Origin of the sequence: Clostridium sp. AM46-21, assembly GCF_003480025.1 — a bacterium.
GTDB classification, from domain to species: Bacteria; Bacillota; Clostridia; order Lachnospirales; family Lachnospiraceae; genus Coprococcus; species Coprococcus ammoniilyticus.
Genome location: NZ_QUIB01000016.1, coordinates 1 through 23487 on the forward strand (window position 1 = coordinate 1; position 23487 = coordinate 23487).

Consider the following 23487-nt stretch of genomic DNA (forward strand, 5'->3'; position numbering starts at 1 on the left):
CGTGGATGGAAGCCATCTGCATGGATATGTCAGAATATCTGTATCACCCGGAGGAGGTTGTTACCATGTTTTCTGAAGCATTACGAAAATTGGATGAAAATACCGTCAACTACATGATCGATGAACTGAAAAAAGAACGGGACGAAGCAGTCACTGCTCTAGCCGAAAGAGATGCTACAGTATCTGAAATGAATGCTACCTTATCTGAAAAAAATGCTGAGATTGCAAAATTAAAGGCGCAACTTGCCGAGCGAAACAAATAAAATCTTATTTTCTAATATAACAACAAGCAGAAAACTCCTGATATTATACTTGTTATGTAGCAAACCTATCCGAGTGCCGGTTCTTAGGCAGCGTCCCTTGCTACCTTACGTACCGTTGCACCGAGGATAGAGTGCAAGCGTTTTGCGTAATAACAATGTATAATATCAGGAGTTTTCGTTCGTCTGCATCACTCAAATTGATGCTCTTTATAGTGATGGGCTTCCTCCAGCATCATATCCTTGACCTTCATGAGCCGCACCTGCGTGCTTCGCTCATTCTCATCAAGCTTCATACTGATATATCGGATGCCCTCCTTTGTCTCAGGAATGATAACATGCTCCAGCGCATTTACACGTCGTCTGGTCTTTTCGATCTCCGATGCCAAAAGCTGACAGGATTTCTCAATCTCCGCCAGTTTCAGCATATCCGGAAGGATGTCAGCAAGTGACTTTACTGCATCATCCAGATCACCGGAGGTAAATGCAAAACCGTAAGAATAGATATCATTCTCATCCGCACTTTTTGTTGTATATTCAAATACCGGAATATCTACACTCATAACATTTCGATCCTTGCAGGTAAGCTGGACTTCCTGTTTCGGTGCCATCAGTGCTGTATGAAGGATCTGTTCAGACATGCCGGCTTTTGCTATGACAAAATTCGTATTGGCGGCTTTGATACCGGCCTCAACCTTCTCACGAAGTGCCATATTCTCTCTTGCCATATCAAGGAACTGCCGCATCAGCTCATCTCGTTTATCTTTTAACAGCTTATGGCCTCTGGTTGCCGTAACAAGCTTCTTCTTTAAACGGGTCAGTTCCATTCTGGTAGGATTTACCTGTGTAGCTGCCATTTTTGCCTCCTTATAATGTCAACTCGAAGCGCTCGCCTCGTTACTTTCCGTAGTATTGATCTAACCACTTGTCATCGATACGTTTCAGTTCTGCACGAGGCAGGATCGATAACAGCTTCCAGCCGATGTTTAATGTTTCTTCGATACTTCTGTCTGTCTCATACCCCTGAGATACATATTCCTTTTCAAATGCTTCTGCAAACTTTGCATATAAAATATCGATATCCGACAATGCAGATTCACCAAGGATCGTCATAAGTTCCTTTGCATCCTTACCACGGGAATATGCCGCAAATAACTGGTTCATGGTGCTGGAATGATCTCCTCTTGTCTTTCCTTCACCGGTACCCTTATCCTTCAGACGTGACAGAGATGGAAGTACATCGATTGGTGGTGTTACACCCTTTCTGTAAAGCTCACGGCTTAAGATGATCTGTCCCTCTGTGATATATCCTGTTAAGTCAGGGATTGGATGTGTCTTATCATCCTCAGGCATGGTAAGGATTGGGATCATTGTGATACTACCATTCTTGCCACGCTGTCTTCCAGCTCTTTCATATAAAGTTGCAAGGTCTGTATACATGTATCCGGGATATCCACGACGACCCGGAACCTCTTTTCGGGCTGCGGATACTTCTCGTAATGCATCTGCATAGTTTGTGATATCCGTCAGAATAACCAGTACGTGCATGTTCTTTTCAAATGCAAGATATTCCGCAGCGGTCAGTGCCATACGAGGTGTAGCGATACGCTCAACCGCAGGGTCATTTGCAAGGTTGATAAACAGTACGGTTCTGTCGATCGCGCCTGTCTCCTTGAAGCTCTCCGTGAAGAAGTTTGCTTCTTCGAAGGTGATACCCATAGCAGCAAATACTACGGCGAATGGTTCATCTGTTCCACGCACCTTAGCCTGTCTTGCGATCTGGGCTGCTAACTTCGAATGTGGAAGTCCCGATGCTGAGAAGATCGGCAGCTTCTGTCCTCTTACCAGTGTATTTAATCCATCAATAGCAGAGATACCTGTCTGGATAAATTCCGATGGGTAATTTCTTGCTGCCGGATTCATTGGCAGACCGTTGATATCTCTTCTCTCCTCCGGAAGGATATCCGGTCCTTTATCGATCGGTCTTCCCAGTCCGTCAAATACACGACCGAGCATATCTTCTGATACGCCAAGTTCCATACTTCGTCCAAGGAATCTTACTTTGCTGTTTGAAAGGTTGATACCTGTTGAATTCTCAAATAACTGTACCAGTGCATCTTCACCATTGATCTCAAGAACCTTGCATCTTCTGACTTCGCCACTTGCAAGCTCGATTTCACCAAGTTCATCATAGGTAACATTTTCTACACCATGTACCAGCATCAGAGGTCCTGCAACTTCCTGTATGGTTCTATATTCTTTTGGCATATGCTTAGTCCTCCTTTGCTATGGCTGCTTCCAGTTCCTGATGAAGTGCCTTTATGATCTTGTCATATTCTGCTTCCACATCTTCCGGATGTGTATATTTGAAACGTCCGATTTTCTCACGAACCTCCATATTCAGAATATTCTTTATAGTTGCACCACTCTTCAAGGCCTCTGATGATTCCTCATAGAATGCCAGCACAAGTTCCATCATGCGGAACTGCTTATCCAGTGGTGTGTAGGTGTCGATCTCATGGAATGAGTTCTGATGCAGGAAGTCCTCACGGATAGATCTGGCTGCTTCCATCTTCAGACGGTCGCCTGCAGATAAGGCATCCATACCAACCATCTTAACGATCTCATCCAGCTCTGCTTCTTCCTGTAATAATGTCATAAGCTTCTGACGATCTTCCATCCAATGCTCATTGACATTTTCCTCAAACCATTTTCCCATGTTATCTACATACAGCGAATAACTGGTCAGCCAGTTGATCGCCGGGAAATGTCTCTTATAAGCCAGTGCCGAATCCAGTCCCCAGAATACCTTAACGATACGAAGGGTTGCCTGTGATACCGGCTCTGAAATATCACCACCGGGAGGTGATACGGCTCCGATTACGGATAAAGCTCCTGTTCTTCCTTCCGAACCAAGTGTCTTAACCATACCGGCACGCTCATAGAACTGTGCCAGACGGCTTCCAAGATATGCAGGATAACCTTCCTCACCGGGCATCTCCTGTAAACGTCCTGACATTTCTCGAAGTGCTTCTGCCCATCTGGAAGTAGAGTCAGCCATCAGCGCAACAGAATATCCCATATCACGGAAATATTCTGCGATCGTAATACCGGTGTAAATAGAAGCCTCTCTGGCTGCAACCGGCATATCCGATGTATTTGCGATCAGAACGGTTCTCTCCATCAGGGAGTATCCTGTCTTCGGATCCTTCAGTTCAGGGAACTCGTTTAATACATCTGTCATCTCGTTTCCACGTTCACCACATCCGATGTATACAACGATATCGGCTTCTGCCCATTTTGCAAGCTGATGCTGGATAACGGTCTTTCCACTACCGAATGGTCCGGGAACTGCTGCTACACCACCCTTTGCGATCGGGAAGAATGCATCGACAACTCGCTGTCCTGTGATGAGCGGCATAACCGGCGGAATCTTCTCTGCATAAGGACGACCCTTACGAACCGGCCATTTCTGCATCAGTGTCAGTTCCTTATCACCCTTTGCTGTCTCAATTACACATACAGTTTCTTCTACTGTGAAATCTCCGCTCTTGATCTCTTTTACAGTTCCTTCTATACCATATGGAACCATGATCTTCTGAGTTACGACAACTGTCTCCTGTACGGTTCCGATCACATCTCCGGTCTCTACCTTGTCCCCTGCCTTAACGCATGGAACAAATGGCCATTTGATGTCTCTCTTTAATGATGGAACTTCAACGCCTCGCTGCAAATTATTTCCACAGATTTTCATGATATCATCCAGAGGTCTCTGGATACCGTCATAGATACTGCTGATCAGTCCGGGTCCAAGTTCTACGGACAGCGGCATTCCGGTTGACTCTACCGGTGCACCCGGTCCAAGTCCTGATGTCTCTTCGTAAACCTGAACAGATGCCTGATCTCCATGCATCTCTATGATCTCGCCGATCAGTCGGCTCTCACTTACTCTGACAACGTCATACATATTCGCGTCACGCATTCCCTCTGCGATAACGAGAGGTCCTGCAACTTTTTTTATCTTACCTGTTGCCACGTTTTCTGGTCACGCTCCTTCCTAGTTTCCACTGAACAGAATGTCCGAACCGACTGCCTGTTCTACGGATTTCTTTACTCCATTTATACCTGCAGATGTATTACCGGAAACTCCTGGGATCAGGATGATCGCCGGAAGCATCTGCATCTTATATCTCTCTATCTCTTTCTTGATCTGCTCTGCCATGCTCTCTGTTACATAGATAACGGCATATCCACTTTCTGCCAGTCTTCTGAGCTGTGTACTGCCCTGTTCTGCATCGGATACCGGGAAGGTCTCAAGTCCCAGAGTCGCAAAGCCATAGATGCTGTCATATTCACCTAATACTGCAATTCTATACATACATTTCCCTTACCCTTTCCCTGATTGCATCATCCGGCAGATGATTTAACTTTCCAGTCAGGATGATCCTGACTGTCTTGATCTCATTCTGCCTTGCAAGTACATAAGCAACAAGTGGTCCGATCGTAAATGAATTATATTTCTGCGGCCGGATCGCCTCTATGATCCGGTTATCGCACCAGCGTTCAAATGCAGATGAACTGTCTGATAATGCCGCAGCTCCACCGGAATACGGTGTTTCTTCCAGATATTTGATCACATCCGGCATACCGGAAAGTGCTGCCCGCATCAGCCGTTCCACATTGAGCGTCTGACATTCCTCCATCGCACGTCTCATAAAATCCAGTCCTTTTTCTGTCTTTACAGAACGGACTGCGATCTTGATATTTGCAACTGCCACAACTGTCTCTGCATATTCTTTTAATAATGCATCTCCATTCTTCTCCGCTGCCGCAAGCATTGCCCGCATGGCTGCCCGGTCAATGATAACATCACACATCTGACCATCTCCGGTATGCACCAGACACTCATATGCCTCTAATGCGCATTCCCGCATAGATTCCGGCAATGACCGGAAATCTTTATTTTTAATGATCTCGACTAATGCTTCACCCGAAACAGATGCATTGTCATAAAATATATTTGCCTGAACTTCTCCGTCTACAACGGTCTTGACCGCTGCCTTCAGATTATGGAAACTATCCTGGATCAGCAATACGTCAAATACTGTCTGATCGGATACCATCTCCTTGACCAGTATCCATGTTTTTTCCAGTTCCCTGTTCAAAATGGTCTCTGCATCCTGTGCTCCGGCTTCTGTATCACCCCAGCCTTTTTCACCTAAGAACTGAAGGCAGTCCGCATATGTTTCTGGGCAATCAACTGCTCGATCACAGCCTGCGAAAACAGGGACATCTCAAGTGCCCGGATCCTGCAACTGCATATATATATTTGTCTGCCATTTTTCTACCTCCCTTATGTGAATAACAGGGAATTTAATTTGTCTGCCATTTCTTCTTTCTGCGCATGGAACATGGCAGTTAACGAACAATTCTCCTCGATACCTCCATAGATCAGGATAAATCCTCCATCTATATCACTGGCTTTATCTGCGAGCGTCAAATCTCCTCCATGTGCTTTTGCTATCTCTGATACCCGTTTTGCAAATCCTGCCGGAAGCCGCTCCATATCTTTGGCTGAGAAGCTGATCTGTCCGCTCTTTGGCTGTACTGCATTTCCGATCATACGCTCCATCATATGGAAATATCTGTCAACTTCCATATCGATCATTCCGTTATAGGCTTTACCTATCACTTCATTGATGATCTCCTGCTTTGCCTTTAAGACTGTCTGGCGTTTCTTCAGGTCGGCAGAGGATTTTGCTCTTGCCATTCCGTCAGATTTCACATGGCTGACCTTTTCAGCCGAACCCGCCTTGATCTTATCTGCTTCCACCTTTGCATCTTCTATAATCTGATCTGCCTTTTTCTGTGCATCTTCAAGGATCATATCGGATTGAGTGTTTGCTTCTGCCAGAATCTGTTCAACGATCTTCTCTAATCCTGTCATACAAATCCTCCTGTACTACTTGTTCAATCATGATTCAAATCTGTGCCTGTTTTATACCGGTACACCGTTAATTGCAAGAATTGATACGAGCAGAGCAAGGATCGCATATGTCTCTACCATTGCAGGGAAAAGCATTGCTTTACCGAACTGATCCGGCTTCTTTGCTACGATACCAACTGCTGATACAGCGGTTTTGCCCTGATGCATAGCGGATACAAGACCAACTAATGCGATTGGAAGACATGCTGCAAGGATCAGTAATCCGGTCGCTGTTGAAAGTTCTGCAGGAGCACCATTTAAAATACCGATCTTTGATAAAGCGATGAATCCTACCAGCAGTCCATAGATACCCTGTGTACCGGGAAGAAGCTGGATGATAAGAACCTTTGCGAATTTGCTTGGATCTTCACTTACTACACCTGATGCAGCCTGACCTGCGATACCTACACCGTAAGCAGATCCCATACCTGCCAAAATAACTGCTAATGCAGCTCCTGTTAAAGCTAAAACTGTACCCATTGTCATATTGATTATTCCTCCTTAATTTCCGGTTTACAGGTTTTCATGCCTGCATTCCCTATATCTACATATTTTGTATTTTCTTTAAATGGATGGAACGCTTCTCCGCCACCCTCATAAAACTTACCAAAGAATTCTACATACTGAAGTCGGCATGTATGGACATAAGCACCTAACATATTGATCGCAAGGTTAAATGTATGTCCGATGATGAATACCAGAATGAATACGATCGCGCCCAATATTCCATCTCCTACCATACTTCCCATCTGATTGATAACCTGTGCGATAACACCAGTTGCAAGTCCCAGTGCAAGCAGTCTGGAATAAGATAACAGATCAGACAGCCAGCCTGTGATATTGTAAATATCATACAAACCAAGTGCCAGTCGGAGCACCGGATTCTTATGACTTCTGCCGGACATCACAACGATGATCGCTGCACCTAAGATCGTAATGACATAGCTGAAGGTCTTAAGTCCATCTGAAAAATGGAAGCTTACCTGTGCGATTGATGCAAATAAACTGGTTGGCATCAGCATCAGTACCAGACCGATGATGAGCAGATACCAGGATATAACATCTGAGAAGAAGCCTACAAAATCTTTCTTCTTTAAACACATATAACCTTTTAACGCCAGACCGCCGAACAGATGGATCAATCCAAATAATAGGGAGAAGATCAGCATCTTCATCGGGTTGTCAAGCGGTGCAAACCATACCGGTGCGATCGTGATCTCATGATGGAAGAAGGTTCGTGATACGACTGCTACCACATCTCCAAAATATCCTCCAAACAAGATACCCCATATCAATGTCGATATACCGCAATATTCAAATAATGTCAGTGACTTCTTCATGCCATCTCCCATCTTCGGGAACTTCCGAAGCAGGATGAAACATGCAAGGAATATAATAAGTCCATATGCCGCATCCGATAACATCAATCCGAAAAAGAATACATAGAATAAACTCATCGGTGTCGTTGGATCCATCTCGCCTCTGGCAGGAAGTCCATAGGATTCCAGGATTCCTTCTGCCGATGCAAATGGCATCTTATTACTTAACTGTACCGGTGCCGGTTCATCCTCAGGTATCTCGCCGGTCTCCACCATCAGCACGAAATTCTGATTCAGTTCTTCTTTTACCTTTTCCTCATCCCGTTCCAGCACATAACCGGTTATGATAAATGTACTGTTCGACTGAAGCAAGGTTCCAAGCACCTGATATTTCTCAGTTCTGATCTTGTAATAATCGGATAAGGTCTTAAGTGCCTGCCTGTTTTCTGCAAATCCGGCAATCTGTTTTTTCAGATCCTCGATCTCATCCTCATACCCCTCTATCGTGAGTCGGTATTTCTTGATCTTATTCTCCGGTGTCCGTTTTGAAAAATACGACATCCGGGTAAATCCTTCTGCCCTTAAGGCTTCTTCCAGTCTTTCCGTCTCTGTTTTCAAACATACCACAAATATACATGTCTGATCTTTATCAGAAGATATCACCGTAATCTCATGAGCTGATAACTCCGGCTGCCTTTTTGCAACCAGTTCTTCTATCATATTCTCTGTAAGACCGGGTCCTAAGCTTCCCATGATCACATCTGTATGTTCGGTTCCGGTCGTATTGATCGGAACATCCATATTGATCCATGGTTTCAGTCCATCGATCGCAAGCTGACATTTTGCAATCTCTGCTTTGCAGTTTCCAATCTTCTTATCCTTTTCCCGGATCTTCTGCACGATCATATTATAATCATGCCGATTCTCAACAATATCTTTATATACAGAATCGTCTACATCAGCTTTGCCTGCAAGTGCCTGCAGCATCGATGTCTTTTCCGGTGCATATCTGCCAAGGATCTCTAAAGCTTCGTCGGTATTCTGGACTCGTTTTTCATATTTGGAACGCTGACTGGTTGTGTTGATCTTCTTAAATACATCCGTCTCATCCCCACCGGCCCGGATCTCCAAAGCTCCCATGGACTGAAGTTTCTCCAATATGGCTTTTCTGTCTTTCTTCATGGCGCATATGTCAATCTTTTTTATAGCCAATACCGCCATAATGATTACCTCCCTTCTGCATCCTGATATTCAAGCATTTACAATAGCTGCTTGATCACAAGCTCTACGGCTTCACCCTCTCGCTCGGATGCACGTTTTTTTAAGGAAGCAATCTCGTCGGATGCTTCTTTCAAAGCTTTTTCTGCAAGATCAGTTTCCAGTTTCTTCTGGTCGACCGCGATAGCCGCCAGATCTGTTTTAGAACCTGCATTTGCATCTACGATCATCGCATTTGCCTTTTCCTTTGCTTCCGCCTGAATTGCTTCTGCTTTTTTACCGGCTTCTTTTACGATTTCGGCTGCCTTTGCTTCTGCATCTTCTAATGTCTTCATGGCTTCCTGTAGCATAATTTCTCCCTCCGTAATTATTAATCTCGGCATGTAATGCCGCTCTGCTAATATTTTATTATGTTAGTGTGCTCTTTTCAAGCAATATTTATCTTCTTTTATAGATTTTTCATCAAAAGGTCATGAAATTTTACCAGTTTTTGGGGCATTTTTGACAAACATTCTAAACTGTCAAATTTAGTTTAACCATTTTTCACGTCATTTTGCACAATTTTTGTTGTGATTAACAACAGCCATATAATAAGACCGCAGTCAAAGACTATCTGCTGTTTCTATGAACAGCATATCCCTTATCCGCAAATGTTCCAGTGCTAACTCGCCTGTCGGCTCAAACAAGCACTCACATTTGCTGGTATATGCAGTTCATATCGAAATCCTCGATAATCTCTTCTGACTGCGGTCTTATTATATGGTTGTTGTTATTTTACATACATTAAATACCAATGCAAAAAACTGTTACAAAACTATAACTATACATCCCACCCTGATAGATGATGTTTTTCTTACTACTTATAATCTTCTATAAATTACATATCCCCTATTCGCAAATATTCCTGTGCCAACTCGCCTGTCGGCTCAAACAAGCACCCACATTTGCCGGTATATGCAGTTTATAGTATTTTTCTTTACTCTTCAATCATCTTGATTCTTCTGATATGACGTTCGTCATTTGAGAATGGTGTGTCAAGGAAGGTGTCAACGATCTTGAGTGCCAGTCCCGGTCCGGTTACACGGGCACCCATTGCAAGGATATTGGCATCGTTATGCTCTCTTGTCGCCTGTGCACTGAAGCAATCGCCACAAAGTGCTGCACGGATTCCCGGTACTTTATTTGCTGTAATAGAGATTCCGATTCCTGTTCCGCAGATCAGGATTCCTCGCTCACATTCTCCATCTGCTACTGCGTGTGCAACTTTCTTTGCATATACCGGATAATCAACGGATTCCTCGCTGTAGCATCCGTAATTCTTGTATTCCAGTCCTCTTTCTTCCAGATGCTTGATCACATCCTGCATTAATCCGTATCCACCGTGGTCACATCCAAGTGCTATCATATTCTTTGTCCTGCCTTTCTTGTTTTCAAATTTTTTTCGGGCGGTTGTCACCCAACCCGTTTTTTCTTCACTGTCAACTTTTTCCATTATATCGTGAGCATAGCTCACTCAATGCATTCCGCAAAATCAGCATCCCTGCGAGCAAATAATTTTGCGCTCATTACATCACACCGATATGATTCTATGTCCTGCCGCCTTGATCAGCCGGTTCATGATCGCATATCCCATATCACCTTCCCGGAAGGATTCACTGTAAATATAGTCTGCGCCGATATCATCACACAGACGAAGCAGCCGGTACAATGATGAAGATACCGTAATTTCATTCTTTTTGCTTCCTGCATCAAGGACATTTTCACAGGAATATAAATTCATATTTTCTGTATCACACAGAACTGCCGTCTTATATCCCTCTGCCTGCTTACAAGCAACTAGCTCTGCGATCTTTGCGGCAACCTTTTCCCGCTCCCCCTCTACGATCGTGAGTTTTCCCTTCGGTGCATAATGTGTGTATTTCATGCCCGGAGCTTTTGGTCTGACTTTCATATCCACACTTTCCAGTGCCGGATCGATCATGACATCTCCTAAGATATTCTTGATCATATCCGCTGAGATATAACCCGGACGTAAAATTGTCGGACGATCGCCTGTCACATCTACGATCGTGGACTCAATTCCGATTCCAACCGGTCCGCCATCTAAGATCATATCGATCCTGCCGGACAGATCTTCCTCTACATGTGCTGCTGTTGTCGGTGATGGTCTTCCGGACAGATTTGCACTCGGTGCTGCAATATACACGCCTGAATCTTTGATCAGCTTCATAGCTGCCGGATGTGATGGCATACGGATCGCTACCGTTTCCAAACCGCCGGTTGTCTCATGCGGTACAATGTCTTTCTTTTTGAAAATGATCGTCAGCGGCCCCGGCCAGAACGCTTCCATCAGCATCTGTGCCTGTGTGGATACCTCTGCCGCCAACTCCCATACACTTGCCGTATCAGCAATATGTACGATCAACGGATTATCCGATGGTCTTCCCTTGGCACTGTAAATTTTTTCGGATGCCTTTGGATTTAACGCATCTCCACCTAGTCCATATACGGTTTCTGTTGGAAATGCAACCAGTCCACCACTTTTTAATATATCCGAAGCCTTCCGGAATAATTCTTCGTTTTCCAGATCAGCTTTCGCTACTATGGTTTTCATTTTAATTACCAGCCTTACCTGTATAGTCAGGCACATCGCCTGCCAGTCTCATTTTAGCCTTATCCCCTCACAGTGTCAACCTGTGAAAAAGAGCTTCCCGAATCATGGTATAATCTCTATATTCTCACACTTATACCCTCTACTATATGCCACTCTTGGGTATCGCACCTGTTTTTTCGTCTTCATACCAAATTTATTTAGCTTCGTCGGGTATTTTCCCCCAACATTCTTCCTAATACCCGCATCAGACTTGTCCTTGTGGGTATCGTACACTTATTTCCCATTCCATACCCTCATCTAACCAGACACCTCGGGTATCATACTTACTCATCCACTACCATACCCAGAAATCAAGCATCATCAAGCAATAAATCACATATACAAACGCAAATATAGCCTGTCTGGCTGTTGACTAGATCGCTGCACTATGACATTCACGAGGATTTCGTTATGAAATGCATATGCAGCTCATCGAAACCACAGTGAGTCATAGTGCAGTGGTCTAGTCTACAGCCAGACAGGCTATATATATCTTAACTTTATTCAGCAACTGAAGCTTCCGCCGGATACTCCTTGCCAAACCATGTGGCGATCACGCGGTATGGGCACTTCGGTGTTGCAAGGCTGACAACCACCATAATGATCGTGGAGATCAGACAGGCAACGATACAGGAATTGAAACCAAGTGAGATTGGCAGAACGCCCATATCGATCAGGAGATATAAGCCAATACCACTGATGATACCTGCGATCGCGCCATACTCATTTGCCCGCTTCCAGAACAGTCCGAGAAGCAAAGTATGAAGAAATGCTACTGTCATACCACCGGTAGCATAAGTGATCAATGAAGCCAGAAGTTCCGGTGGATCACATGCAAATAAGAATACGACAAGAGCAACAACGATAACACTGATAACATTTAACTTCTTTAATGTCTCCTGCTTTGCATCTTTATTGAACAGGTTCTTGTACAAATCACTGACGATCGTTCCTGCAAGAGATACGATCATTCCACCAACAGATGACTGAACCGCACCACATACACCGGCGAGAACCAGACCTGCTGCCCATGCGGGCATTACACTTACTGCAAGTGTCGGAATACCAAGGTCAGGAGTTGCAAGGCTTCCTTCCGGGAACATATATTTGATCGTGAAGCACAGACCATTTAAGCCAATGAGCCAGATTGCAACTACAACCGCACCAACCTTGATCGCACGATGCAGAGTCTGTGTATCCTTATAAGTAAGCGTTGTCATTGTTACATGAGGCATTGTACAGGTTGTGATACCCCATAAGAATGCAAACGAAAGAACCGTCTTTACACTTGCAGGTACGAACCAGTCCGGATTACTCTTAACTAATGACTGGATCGTTTCTGTATAGCTGAGATCTGTTCCGTTGATGCCCATAATAAATAAGATAATAACGGAAACTGTCATGATAATTCCCTGAAAAACGATCGCAGATGCGATACCTTTAATACCACCTGTGATAGCTGCGATGATAACAAGTACAGTGAAAATAGCAAGTCCAATACGATAATCCTGACCGGTTAAGATCTGGAAAATTCTTCCGCCGCCGGTAATTGTGGATACGGCAAATGCTCCAAGGAAGAACAGGATAACCAGTCCGCAGAGCGCACCAACGATCTTGCTGTTGTTATATCTGTGCATCAGAAGTTCAACAAATGTCTTGGAATCCGTTCTTCTGGCTACGATACCGACCCGCTTACCGATCAGTCCAAGTACCATGAAGTTCGTGCACATGGACCAGAAACAGCAGACCATCCAGGTCGCACCAAATGTATATGTATAACCCGGTACACCCATGAATACTCCGGCACCGGCAACACCGGCTGATACCATCATGGCAGTTACAAGCACACCACCGCTTCTACCGCCGGTATAGAATTTGCTCAGGTAATCACCTTTTCCATTTGCCATTGCTTTTCTGGTAACAAGACTGTATACCAACTGGAAAATCGTATATGCGGCAAATACAGTAATGATTATAATTCTCTGATTTGTAGATAAGTTCATCTCTATTTGCCCTCCTTATGTTTTCTTTCTTTTAATTTTCCGTTTGGAGTAACATCCATGTCACGATATACAAATGTTACAACCAGAATAACCGCTACTACCATTGCGATCAAAATAATGATCTCATTAAAAATCCACTGTGGAAATCCAAGAATGTATTTGTACTTTGATACATCCTTACCGCCCACCAGATACAGGTTGGCGGTCATCAGCACCATAAATACCAGATAGGTTCCAAGCGTGATCCAGAATTCCTTTGTTGTCTGGGTGAAACGCTCATCCGGCTCTATTGATTTCAAATCATAATCCCTGCTGTCAGGATCAATGTTGTTATTTATCTGACTCATCTTATGTGTCTCCTCTCAACGTAAGTTTTTGATTAATTATGAAACGAAAAAATCATTCACCGAGTAAAATAATCACTGTTATTTACGCTTATAAAATCTTCAATCGTTTTATCATAGTTTGTTCTTCTCCGGAAATGGATCGTCCAGCATTCTTGTCGCATGGAACTGACCCTTTTCTGCAGAAGCAAGCTGCAGCAATACAGCTCCGATACCTGCTGCACCATCGAATAAACCGATCGGTGTACTTAATACATCCGGTGCGACACGGTCAAGTGCAAATCTCCATGTGCACTCTCTTCCTTCCGTACCGTCTGTGACCGTTGCTCCGTCTGTGATGACCTTACCGCATCTCTTTGCCTGTTCCAGATAAGTCTCATCACCAAATGCTGCCCACAGACCCAGATACATATTTAACAGACCTGCAGTTCCGCAGCAGATATTGTAGGTATTCCAGTAGCCTTCTGTCCGAACCTCAGGTGCTCCTGTGTCAATTACACCCTGTGTCAGCATATCGATATACCGCTTATACCGGTCTTCTCCTGTCATCTCATATAATTTATAGAAGAAACGATTTGTTCCCGCCGGACCATGACAATAGCCAAGATAGAACAGATCCTTACGATCCGGCAAACCATGTGGGATCAGGCTTCCTGCCTTCATCTTAACCGCCTGTGCGATCATGAAATCCGCGATTCCCTTTGTCGCATCTAAGAACCTCTGATCACCGGATGCTTCGTACAGATTCAGCAGTACAAATCCGATTCCTCCGGTTCCCATCGGGAAGTTCGGATCGATATAATCTTCTTTTGCTCCAAAGTAAACAGGATCTACACCCGGATACCAACAGGTTCCGTTTCCAGCATCATGACGCTGCCCGAGGAAATTCTCTCCTGCTTTTGCAGCAAATGCTGTCCAGTCCTCTCTGCCAAATGTTTTTGCTGCATATAAGAAGAACAGAACCGTTCCGGCATCTCCTACGATACCCGGAAATGAAGTCCAGCTATAACCTCTGCCATTTTTTCCGGGCTTTGCATCTGCCTTTGCAGACTCAATAATATCTGCCACAAATGTTTTATATTTCTCATTTCCGGTTATCTTATAGAGCTGTATCATGGCAAAGCCTGCTCCGCTCCAGCCACTGGAAAATGCGTATTTTGAAAAGTTTCTTTTCAGATCCCGGTCATGATCAAAACGATAACGGATATATGCGGCTGCTTCTTCTGCCTCCTGCAGATAGCTCACATCATTCGTCGCCTGATATAATCCCAGAAGAAATACAATGATTCCGGACGCCCCGGCATACATACAGATTTCATCATAATAAATGGATCTTCCTTCTGCCGCATCCTGCAAAGACCAGTAGATACCTTCCGGTCCCTGTTTCTTCCGGCTGTTTATGAAATTCATGGTTTCTTTCGCATATGTAAGATAGTCTGCCATGTTGTCTCCTTCCTGTTCTATGTTTTATATGACATACGATATTCCTTTATTCCTCCACATACATCTTGGTTGACAGATATTTGAATGCGTTGTCAGCCATGATGATTGCAATATTCTTTCCTGATGCTTCCGGACGCTCAGCTATGATTGTTGCTGCCTTTAATGCTGCTGCCGCTGACTGTCCGAGGAATACGCCATCACTCTTTACCAGTCTTCTTCCTGTCTCATATGCATCTTCTGCTACAATATCCAGACATTCATCATATGGGACCTGCTCCGGATTGAAGAATACCGGAACACTCTGTGCCGGAACATCGTTAAATGCAAGTACGCCGTCGATCGTATTTGCTTCCGGATGATTGACATTCTTTCTGGACTGTACTGCCGGCTGTGCGCCGATGATCTTGATACCAGGATTTTTCTCTTTGAAATATCTGGACAGACCAGCCAGTGTTCCACCGGTTCCGACCAGTGCTACCACATAATCAACATTTCCGTCTGTATCCTCCCAGATCTCAGGACCCGTTGTACGGTAATGCGCTTCCGGGTTATCAGGATTTGTTCCTTGATCAATATAGAAGTAACCATGCTCATCTGCATATTTGTTCATGATAACTGTAAGCTTTGCCATGCTTAAACCACCGTTCTGCAGCATCTCCATGAAGCCCGGTACATCGGCTGCCTGAAGCAGTTCTACGCCATATGCCTTTAAGATCAATGTACGTTCTACTGATACTCCCGGCTGAATGACTACTACATATTTATACCCTCTGGAATTTGCAAATGCTGCTGTTGCAATTCCTGTATTTCCACTTGTAAAATCAAGGATCGTTCCGCCCGGCTTCAGTTTACCTGATTTCTCTGCCTCTAAGATCATGTTAAGAGCTGCACGGTCCTTTACGCTTCCTGATGGATTGAAATACTCCAGCTTACCAAGGAGGTGGGCGTTCAGCCCTAACTCTTTTTCATAATTTACGAATTCTACCAATGGGGTATGTCCTACAAGTTCTGTAATTGATGAATGAATATTTGCCATTTTTCTATTTCTCCATTTTCCTATCTGGTTAGTATGTTTTATTGCCGTTATAAACCCGGAAGCATCAACCTCCGGGTAAATGTCTGTTTGCAAGTCACCATCCAACTCTGGATAAATGATTTTCTCATCCGGCACATCTTATAGCGTTTCTTTATCATAGTATTAAAGTAGGTTTTATATGTTATGCGCCTATTATAGTGACAGTTCCATAATTTGTCAACCAGTCAAAATATTTTAACTGGCTATAACCACAGCTTATAACCAGATCAGTCGATCACTGCCTTTAACCGATCCAGAGCCTCCTTGATCGTTGCTCTCGGACATGCCACATTGATACGTTCAAAGCCTTCGCCTACCTGCCCAAAGATCGCACCGCTGTCAAGCCACAGCTTTGCCTGATTCACGATCAGGTTCTCCCGTTCCTTCTCTGTCATTCCGAGTGCCCTGAAATCCAGCCACAGCAGATAAGTTCCTTCCGGCTCGATCAGCTTGATCTGTGGAAGTTCCTTTTTCAGGTAATCACGCACAAATGCGATATTACTCTCTACATATCTCATCATTGCCTGATACCATGTCTCGCCATGAGTATACGCTGCTTCACAGGCGGTAAGTCCCATTGCATTTAACTGGCTGTAGCCCGCCGCATCCACCTGCTTACGAAATACTGCGCGCAGAGTTCCATTTGGAATAAAGATATTCGACACCTGAAGTCCTGCCAGATTGAAGGTCTTTGCAGGAGAAGTACAGGTAACGGAGTTCTGTTCGAATTTTTTCTTGATCGTCGCAAATACCGTGTGCTGGTGGTCTCCGAAAACAAAATCCTCATGTATCTCATCACTTACAACCGTAACGCCATGCTTGATACAGATATCACCCATCTTCGTAAGCTCCTCTGCCGTCCATACACGACTGACCGGATTATGCGGACTGCACAACAGGAACAGCACAACATGATTGTCAACGATCTGTTTCTCAAAATCATCAAAATCGATGTGATATTTTCCATCATCCCCAAGTACCAGATCATTGCTCACAAGCTTCCGGTTATTGTCACGGATCACTTCTGAAAACGGATAATAGACCGGCTGCTGGATCAGAACGGCATCCCCTGCCTTGGAATATGCTTTGACCGCCATCGCCAGTGCAAATACAACACCCGGTGTCTTTGTCAGCCAGCTTCGTTCCACCTTCCAGTCATGGTGAGCTTCCATCCATTTGCTGACCGCCTCGAAATAACTCTCTCTGCTCTCCGTGTAGCCAAAAATTCCATGCTGTACACGCTCTGTCAACGCATCCAGGACCAGACTCGAGGTCTTAAAATCCATATCTGCAACCCAGAGAGGAAGTACATCCGCAGGCTTTCCTCTCCGCTCTGCAAAGTCAAATTTCAAACAGTCTGTATTTCTTCTATCTATTACTTCATCAAAATTCAGGTTTTTTTCTTCCATAATTATCCTCCCGTTATGTCTCAGATCCTATGCTGTAAATATATTTCCATATCAAAATATTTTTCAGGCAAATTACTTTTTCATCATTATTCATATATTACACTGTTTTATTCCCGAAAAGAATCAATTGCCTGTTTCAGATCCGCGATCAGATCCTTCTTATCTTCGATTCCTGCCGACAGACGCAGAACACTGTCTGTAATACCATTCTTTATACGGATTTCCTCCGGTACATCCGCATGAGTCTGTGTCGTCGGATATGTGATCAAGGTCTCTACGCCGCCGAGACTTTCTGCAAATGGGATCAGCTTTAGGGATTCCAGTATATGGAGTGCCAGCTCCTTGCTCTCCACTTCAAATGTCAACATGCTTCCAAATCCACTCGCCTGGCTCTTACAGACCTCATAATTATTTGTTCCCGGTATTCCCGGATAATAGACATTCTTTACTTTCTTCTCCTGCAACAGGAATTCCACGATCGCCTGTGCATTTTCCTGTGCCTTCTCCATACGGATTGGCAGTGTCTTGATGCCACGAAGCACCAGCCAGCTGTCAAATGGCGCAAGTCCCGCACCTGTCGTCTTTATAATATATCGTAATTTCTCCGAAAGCTCCGGTGTATTTACCACGATGAATCCGGCCAGCGTATCGTTATGTCCGCTTAAGAACTTTGTTCCGCTGTGCAGGATGATATCGGCTCCCAGTTCAAATGGCCGCTGGAAATACGGTGACAGAAATGTATTATCCACGATCAGCAGCAGATTATGTTTCTTTGCAAGTTCCGCCGTCTTGCGGATATCAATAACATTCATCATTGGATTAGTCGGTGTCTCGATATAGATTGCTTTTGTATTTTCTTTGATGTAGTTTTCCGGATCTTCCTCTGCAAAATTGATCCGGCTGAACTCAATACCATTTTTCTGATTAATATGATCAAATAAACGGATACTTCCGCCATACAGATCTGCTTCCGAAATGATATGGTCGCCCGGTTTGAAGATCTCCATCAATGTTGTAATAGCTGCCATGCCGGAAGAAAAAGCGAGAGCATCCAGTCCTCCTTCTAATGATGCAACGATCTTCTCCAACTGTTCTCTGGTTGGATTCTGGAGTCTGCTGTAATCATACCCCGTACTCTGTCCAACTGCCGGATGTGCATACGTTGCTGTCTGATAGATAGGAAAGCTGATCGCTCCCGTTCTGTCGCCTTCAAATTTTTCGTGATTTCCATATATACATTTTGTAGCAATTCCTGTATCCATAATAACCGTCATCCTTTCCTGCTGCCTGCGTTTTTGACTTATGGTTTGTTCTGACAGGCTATTACTGACATTACCAATCAGGGAACGCTTCCGCTCGTTGAGCCCTGCAGCGGTACTAAGATGCTGCTTTCGCACCATCAAGTACCGGCGGTCTCAAATGCCCCTGTATTGGCAAGTCATAATAGCCTGTCAGAACAAACCATAAGTTCATGCATTATTTATACCATAGTATATCAGTAGGAATAAGATTTCGGTAGTATGTATTTCTGTGAGCTGGTTATAAGTATCATTTATAGCCAGCTTGTTACTTAATTGTCATTTGCCCCACTCCTTGCAGGCTCAGACCTCACAACAAAGAAAACGGCTGAGCATTTACTCAGCCGTCTTCTTTACATTTTCTTGTGTTCCGTATTGGGTCAGTATCTCGATATAGCGTCTGCCAAGGGTACTCAGCCGCATGCCTTTTCGTTTGATATAGCCAATCGTCATTTTCTCCTCCGTGTCAAGCGGAATTGCGCGGTAAGCACTGCCGTTTAATTCTTCACAGATAATACCGGAGCACAAGGTATATCCGTTCATACCAACCATCAGATTCAGCATTGTTGCACGGTCATCTGCTTTGATGATCTGCTTGTATTCCAGAGTGCTGAATACTTCTTCTGCATAATAAAACGAATTTCGTTCGCCCTGTTCAAAGGAAAGACAAGGATAATCTTTTAATTCTTCAAATGCGATCTTCTCTTTTCCTGCCAGTGGATGCTCGTTGCTCAGATACACGAATACATCACAGTCAAATAATTCCGTAAATTCCAGTCCGTTTTCTGAGAAGATCTTCTGCAAAGCCTTTCGGTTGAACTCATTTAAATATAAGATTCCAAGCTCACTCCGGTAGTCTCTTACAAACTCGATCACTTCATTTGTCCGTGTCTCATGCACAGCCAGTTCGAAATCATCCAGCCTGATCTCCTTTGCAAGCTCGATAAAGGCTTCTACCGCAAATGAATAGTGCTGCATGGATACACTGAATTTATTCTTTTTCTTTTCGTTATTTATATATCGATCTTCGATCATCTGATTCAGTTCTACCATCTGTCTTGCATAGCTTAAAAACTCGTCTCCCTCCGCCGTGATCACGATACCACGATTGGTTCGGATAAATAATTCGATATTCAATTCTTCTTCCAGATCCCGTATCGTACTGGAAAGTGCCGGCTGGGATACATACAATTCTGCTGCCGCCTTATTCATGGATTTGGTATCTGCTATCTTTACAGCATAGACAAGCTGTTGTAATGTCATATCTGTGCCTCCCGGTTGCTTCCTTATATGTTTTCTTTTTATACAGGTACTTTATGCTTTAATATACTGCAAGACCTGTGTCCAAACAATTACGCTCATTGTACCACACCTCTTTTTTATTTTCGATATTTTCTGATCGTTTTTATAAGATTCTGTCAAAGCATAGTTCTTCAAATCGAATTTTCCGGTAAAAAAATGGTTAAAACTTTCTAAAAACGGTTGACTAAGCTTTTCATACATGATAAAAATATATCATTCAAAAAGGGAGTAGTTTCATGCTGTGCATGTGCCGATTCTCGTCAGTACGCCTTAAAAGGCCGGGGATCGGATAACCGATATATACGTTAAAACGAGACTTTTTGTGCATATTTTTTGTGCACAAAAAGTCTCGTTTTTTTATTATCATTTGCAAAATACAGCATGTACCAACCAAAGTTTTTCCCAAATACAAGCAGTATGTTTGAAAAAAAACTACTGTTCATTATCTGCCTCAGGAAAAAAGCAAAAGAAAGGACATGGGCTTATGAAAGAAATCTATCAGCTGAACAAAGAAGAATTATTCCGAACCTGCGGTAATCCGGAAGGACTTACCACTACAGATGCTAAAGAGCGACTACAAACCTATGGGGAAAATGCTCTGGTCGAGCAAAAGAAACAAAGCGTCGCTTCTGTCTTTTTTCACCAGTTTGCCGATCTGCTCGTTATCATCCTGATCGCTGCCGCAATCGTCTCTATGGCATCCGGCAACATCGAAAGTACGATTGTTATATTTGCGGTTATTATCATGAATGCGATCCTTGGTACGATCCAATATGTAAAGGCAGAAAAATCTCTTGATTCCTTAAAAGAATTATCTGCCCCAAAAGCGAAAGTATTACGGGACGGAATCAAACAGGAGATCGCATCAAAAGGCATCGTACCGGGAGACATCCTGCTCTTGGAAGCCGGTGATATGATCGTCGCTGATGGCCGTATCATCGAAAATTTCTCTTTACAGGTAAATGAAAGTTCTCTGACCGGAGAGTCTACAAATGTGGATAAAGACGACTCTGATATCACCGAGGATGTTGCTCTCGGTGACCGCATCAATATGGTATTCTCCGGCAGTCTTGTTACCTATGGTCGTGCAAATGTTCTCGTTACAGCAACCGGAATGCATACAGAAATGGGTAAGATAGCCACCCTTATGAATAATACAAAATCCAAAGCGACCCCACTTCAGATCAGTCTTGATAATTTCAGTAAAAAACTGGCAACGATCATTATGGTGATCAGCCTGATCGTATTCGGTCTCCGCCTGATGCAGGGCGAGAAAATACTGGATTCTCTGATGTTCGCAGTTGCCCTTGCTGTCGCTGCCATTCCGGAAGCTCTCGGTTCGATCGTTACGATCGTTCAGGCAATGGGTACCAGAAAGATGGCTGCCGACCAGGCGATTATCAAAGATCTGAAGGCAGTCGAAAGTCTGGGCTGTGTCTCTGTTATCTGTTCTGACAAGACAGGCACACTGACACAGAACAAAATGACAGTTCAGCAGCTTTATACCTGTGATACTCTGTTAAATGCCGACCAACTGGATCTCCATATTCCGGCACATCGTTATTTCCTGTACAACTGTATCTTAAACAACGACAGCAGTATCCGGGATGGCAAGGATATCGGGGATCCGACTGAAACCTGTCTCCTTACGATGGCAAGGAAAACGAAACTATTTGATGTCGGTGTAACAGAAGAAGTTTTGCGTGATCTGATGCCACGTCTGGAAGAGATTCCATTTGACTCCGAACGGAAGCTGATGAGCAGCAAATACCTATTGCACGGCGTACCTACACTTCTGACAAAAGGTGCAGTCGATGTTCTTCTTACCCGCATGGATTCAATCATCACAGAGGATGGTATCCGTCCGATTACAGAGAACGACCGCGACAGAATTCTGGAACAAAACATGCAATTTTCCAGACAAGGTTTACGGGTTCTGGCACTTGCCTATAAAGAATGTTCCGATTCGGAAGTTCTGACCGCAGCCTCCGAATATGGTTATACTTTTATCGGACTTGTATCCATGATCGATCCGCCAAGAGAAGAATCCATGGCTGCAGTTTCGGATGCTATCTCCGCCGGAATCAAACCGATCATGATAACCGGAGATCATAAAGTAACGGCAACCGCTATTGCCAGACAGATTGGTATCTTCCACGATGGTGATATGGCCGTAACCGGTCAGGAAGTCGACCGTATGACCGATGACGAACTTACAGATGTTCTTCCAAAGATCTCCGTCTATGCCAGAGTTTCACCGGAAAACAAGATCCGTATCGTTGATGCATGGCAGAAGAAAGGTCACATTGTCGCCATGACCGGTGATGGTGTAAATGATGCTCCAGCATTGAAAAAAGCAGATATCGGTGTCGCTATGGGAATCACCGGAACCGAGGTATCAAAGGATGCCTCAGCTATGATCCTTGCAGATGATAATTTTGCAACGATCATAAAAGCTGTCCTGACAGGAAGAAATGTTTACCGTAATATCATGAATGCCATCCTGTTCCTTTTGTCCGGAAACCTCGCAGCCATTCTGGTAGTTCTCTACTGCTCCATCATGGCGCTTGATACCCCATTCCAGCCGGTTCATCTGCTCTTTATCAATCTGCTGACCGATTCACTTCCAGCACTTGCCATCGGTATGGAACCATCCGATAAGAAATTACTTCGTAACAAACCGCGAGATCCAAAAGCAGGAATCTTCAATAAATCCTTCTCGCTCCAGCTTATTTGCTACGGTGTTCTGATCGGTATTGTTACAACCGTCGCCTTTTATCTGGGTGATTCCGTAAATGCCCTGACTGCCAGCACAATGGCATTTGCCACACTGACGCTTGCAAGATTATTCCACGGATTTACATGCCGCAGCGAATCCTCTATTATAAAGATCGGTATCCGCTCCAACCTCTGGAGTGTCGCCGCTTTCTTCGCCGGTGTCCTGCTGCTTGGCTTTGTCCTGCTCGCACCATTTATGCATGGCTTATTCATGATTGCCGACCTGACAGTTAAAAATGTATTGAGCATTTTAGGGCTTGCATTTATCCCAACCTTTATTATCCAGATCACACGAATAATAAAAGAAGCTGTTCGTAAATAACTGCAGCGTCAAGACTTATGAAATGGTTGTGTTGTGCCTGTAAAAGTCATGACTTATACAGAGTCGAATGCCGGCTG

18 protein-coding genes and 2 pseudogenes are annotated in these 23487 nt (G+C 44.1%); 2 read left to right on the forward strand and 18 right to left on the reverse strand.

Translation table 11 applies throughout. From position 1 onward, the window contains the following. Window positions 1–263, forward strand: a pseudogene (locus DW959_RS11085) (hypothetical protein); the annotation flags it as partial. Window positions 264–451: 188 nt separating this feature from the next. Here DW959_RS11085 and DW959_RS11090 read toward each other — a convergent pair. From DW959_RS11090 to DW959_RS11175, 18 genes and pseudogenes are all read right to left on the reverse strand, one after another. Beyond that, window positions 452–1117 carry a V-type ATP synthase subunit D gene (locus DW959_RS11090; RefSeq protein WP_021944903.1) on the reverse strand — a complete coding sequence of 222 codons (666 nt, stop codon included), beginning with the start codon at window positions 1115–1117 and terminating at the stop codon, window positions 452–454. A gap of 40 nt (window positions 1118–1157) precedes the next feature. Beyond that, the gene (locus tag DW959_RS11095; RefSeq protein WP_117822067.1) at window positions 1158–2528 is read right to left on the reverse strand and encodes a V-type ATP synthase subunit B; all 1371 of its coding nucleotides are present in this window, start codon (window positions 2526–2528) and stop codon (window positions 1158–1160) included. A 4-nt stretch (window positions 2529–2532) separates the two neighbouring features. After that, the gene (locus DW959_RS11100) at window positions 2533–4296 is read right to left on the reverse strand and encodes a V-type ATP synthase subunit A (RefSeq protein ID WP_117807211.1); all 1764 of its coding nucleotides are present in this window, start codon (window positions 4294–4296) and stop codon (window positions 2533–2535) included. Window positions 4297–4317: 21 nt separating this feature from the next. Continuing rightward, window positions 4318–4638 (reverse strand): V-type ATP synthase subunit F, encoded by a 321-nt coding sequence (locus tag DW959_RS11105; RefSeq protein WP_117822068.1) that lies wholly within the window; start codon window positions 4636–4638, stop codon window positions 4318–4320. Next, window positions 4631–5600: pseudogene (locus DW959_RS11110) on the reverse strand (V-type ATPase subunit). Before DW959_RS11110 ends, DW959_RS11105 begins: the two are co-directional and overlap by 8 nt. A gap of 13 nt (window positions 5601–5613) precedes the next feature. Continuing rightward, the gene (locus tag DW959_RS11115) at window positions 5614–6207 is read right to left on the reverse strand and encodes a V-type ATP synthase subunit E family protein (RefSeq protein ID WP_117822070.1); all 594 of its coding nucleotides are present in this window, start codon (window positions 6205–6207) and stop codon (window positions 5614–5616) included. A 51-nt stretch (window positions 6208–6258) separates the two neighbouring features. Then, entirely contained in the window at window positions 6259–6732 is a 474-nt protein-coding gene (locus tag DW959_RS11120) for a V-type ATP synthase subunit K (protein ID WP_008402619.1), read from the reverse strand. Between the two features lie 5 nt (window positions 6733–6737). Then, entirely contained in the window at window positions 6738–8786 is a 2049-nt protein-coding gene (locus DW959_RS11125; protein WP_117822071.1) for a V-type ATP synthase subunit I, read from the reverse strand. 38 nt (window positions 8787–8824) lie between these two features. Further along, a complete protein-coding gene (locus tag DW959_RS11130) occupies window positions 8825–9133 on the reverse strand; it encodes a hypothetical protein (protein ID WP_044946062.1) in 309 nt (102 codons plus the stop codon). A 626-nt stretch (window positions 9134–9759) separates the two neighbouring features. Then, complete coding sequence (gene rpiB, locus DW959_RS11135; protein ID WP_021944910.1) at window positions 9760–10188, reverse strand: ribose 5-phosphate isomerase B; 429 nt, start codon at window positions 10186–10188, stop codon at window positions 9760–9762. A gap of 165 nt (window positions 10189–10353) precedes the next feature. Next, entirely contained in the window at window positions 10354–11397 is a 1044-nt protein-coding gene (locus DW959_RS11140) for an L-threonylcarbamoyladenylate synthase (protein ID WP_117822320.1), read from the reverse strand. Between the two features lie 539 nt (window positions 11398–11936). Continuing rightward, window positions 11937–13439, reverse strand: a complete 1503-nt coding sequence (locus tag DW959_RS11145; protein WP_117785700.1) for a hypothetical protein — start codon at window positions 13437–13439, stop codon at window positions 11937–11939. A gap of 2 nt (window positions 13440–13441) precedes the next feature. Then, window positions 13442–13786: a YhdT family protein gene (locus DW959_RS11150; RefSeq protein WP_117822073.1), complete on the reverse strand. Its 345-nt coding sequence runs from the start codon at window positions 13784–13786 to the stop codon at window positions 13442–13444. 111 nt (window positions 13787–13897) lie between these two features. Then, window positions 13898–15226 (reverse strand): lanthionine synthetase LanC family protein, encoded by a 1329-nt coding sequence (locus DW959_RS11155; protein ID WP_117822074.1) that lies wholly within the window; start codon window positions 15224–15226, stop codon window positions 13898–13900. 46 nt (window positions 15227–15272) lie between these two features. Then, a complete protein-coding gene (locus DW959_RS11160; protein WP_118616205.1) occupies window positions 15273–16262 on the reverse strand; it encodes a PLP-dependent cysteine synthase family protein in 990 nt (329 codons plus the stop codon). A gap of 266 nt (window positions 16263–16528) precedes the next feature. Then, window positions 16529–17710 carry a MalY/PatB family protein gene (locus DW959_RS11165; protein WP_117822076.1) on the reverse strand — a complete coding sequence of 394 codons (1182 nt, stop codon included), beginning with the start codon at window positions 17708–17710 and terminating at the stop codon, window positions 16529–16531. Window positions 17711–17817: 107 nt separating this feature from the next. Next, complete coding sequence (locus DW959_RS11170; RefSeq protein WP_117822321.1) at window positions 17818–18972, reverse strand: PLP-dependent aspartate aminotransferase family protein; 1155 nt, start codon at window positions 18970–18972, stop codon at window positions 17818–17820. 372 nt (window positions 18973–19344) lie between these two features. Further along, entirely contained in the window at window positions 19345–20271 is a 927-nt protein-coding gene (locus DW959_RS11175) for a LysR family transcriptional regulator (RefSeq protein WP_008402635.1), read from the reverse strand. Between the two features lie 523 nt (window positions 20272–20794). On the opposite strand from DW959_RS11175, the gene DW959_RS11185 reads away from it, so the two are divergent. Next, the gene (locus DW959_RS11185; RefSeq protein ID WP_117822322.1) at window positions 20795–23410 is read left to right on the forward strand and encodes a cation-translocating P-type ATPase; all 2616 of its coding nucleotides are present in this window, start codon (window positions 20795–20797) and stop codon (window positions 23408–23410) included. Window positions 23411–23487 lie beyond the last annotated feature (77 nt).

Excerpts from the sequence above, each read along its gene's own strand:
- DW959_RS11090 (WP_021944903.1), bottom strand. The coding sequence starts at position 1,117 with ATGGCAGCTACACAGGTAAATCCTACCAGAATGGAACTGACCCGTTTA.
- DW959_RS11095 (WP_117822067.1), bottom strand. The coding sequence starts at position 2,528 with ATGCCAAAAGAATATAGAACCATACAGGAAGTTGCAGGACCTCTGATG.
- DW959_RS11105 (WP_117822068.1), bottom strand. The coding sequence starts at position 4,638 with ATGTATAGAATTGCAGTATTAGGTGAATATGACAGCATCTATGGCTTT.
- DW959_RS11115 (WP_117822070.1), bottom strand. The coding sequence starts at position 6,207 with ATGACAGGATTAGAGAAGATCGTTGAACAGATTCTGGCAGAAGCAAAC.
- DW959_RS11120 (WP_008402619.1), bottom strand. The coding sequence starts at position 6,732 with ATGACAATGGGTACAGTTTTAGCTTTAACAGGAGCTGCATTAGCAGTT.
- DW959_RS11125 (WP_117822071.1), bottom strand. The coding sequence starts at position 8,786 with ATGGCGGTATTGGCTATAAAAAAGATTGACATATGCGCCATGAAGAAA.
- DW959_RS11130 (WP_044946062.1), bottom strand. The coding sequence starts at position 9,133 with ATGCTACAGGAAGCCATGAAGACATTAGAAGATGCAGAAGCAAAGGCA.
- rpiB (WP_021944910.1), bottom strand. The coding sequence starts at position 10,188 with ATGATAGCACTTGGATGTGACCACGGTGGATACGGATTAATGCAGGAT.
- DW959_RS11140 (WP_117822320.1), bottom strand. The coding sequence starts at position 11,397 with ATGAAAACCATAGTAGCGAAAGCTGATCTGGAAAACGAAGAATTATTC.
- DW959_RS11145 (WP_117785700.1), bottom strand. The coding sequence starts at position 13,439 with ATGAACTTATCTACAAATCAGAGAATTATAATCATTACTGTATTTGCC.
- DW959_RS11150 (WP_117822073.1), bottom strand. The coding sequence starts at position 13,786 with ATGAGTCAGATAAATAACAACATTGATCCTGACAGCAGGGATTATGAT.
- DW959_RS11155 (WP_117822074.1), bottom strand. The coding sequence starts at position 15,226 with ATGGCAGACTATCTTACATATGCGAAAGAAACCATGAATTTCATAAAC.
- DW959_RS11160 (WP_118616205.1), bottom strand. The coding sequence starts at position 16,262 with ATGGCAAATATTCATTCATCAATTACAGAACTTGTAGGACATACCCCA.
- DW959_RS11165 (WP_117822076.1), bottom strand. The coding sequence starts at position 17,710 with ATGGAAGAAAAAAACCTGAATTTTGATGAAGTAATAGATAGAAGAAAT.
- DW959_RS11170 (WP_117822321.1), bottom strand. The coding sequence starts at position 18,972 with ATGGATACAGGAATTGCTACAAAATGTATATATGGAAATCACGAAAAA.
- DW959_RS11175 (WP_008402635.1), bottom strand. The coding sequence starts at position 20,271 with ATGACATTACAACAGCTTGTCTATGCTGTAAAGATAGCAGATACCAAA.
- DW959_RS11185 (WP_117822322.1), top strand. The coding sequence starts at position 20,795 with ATGAAAGAAATCTATCAGCTGAACAAAGAAGAATTATTCCGAACCTGC.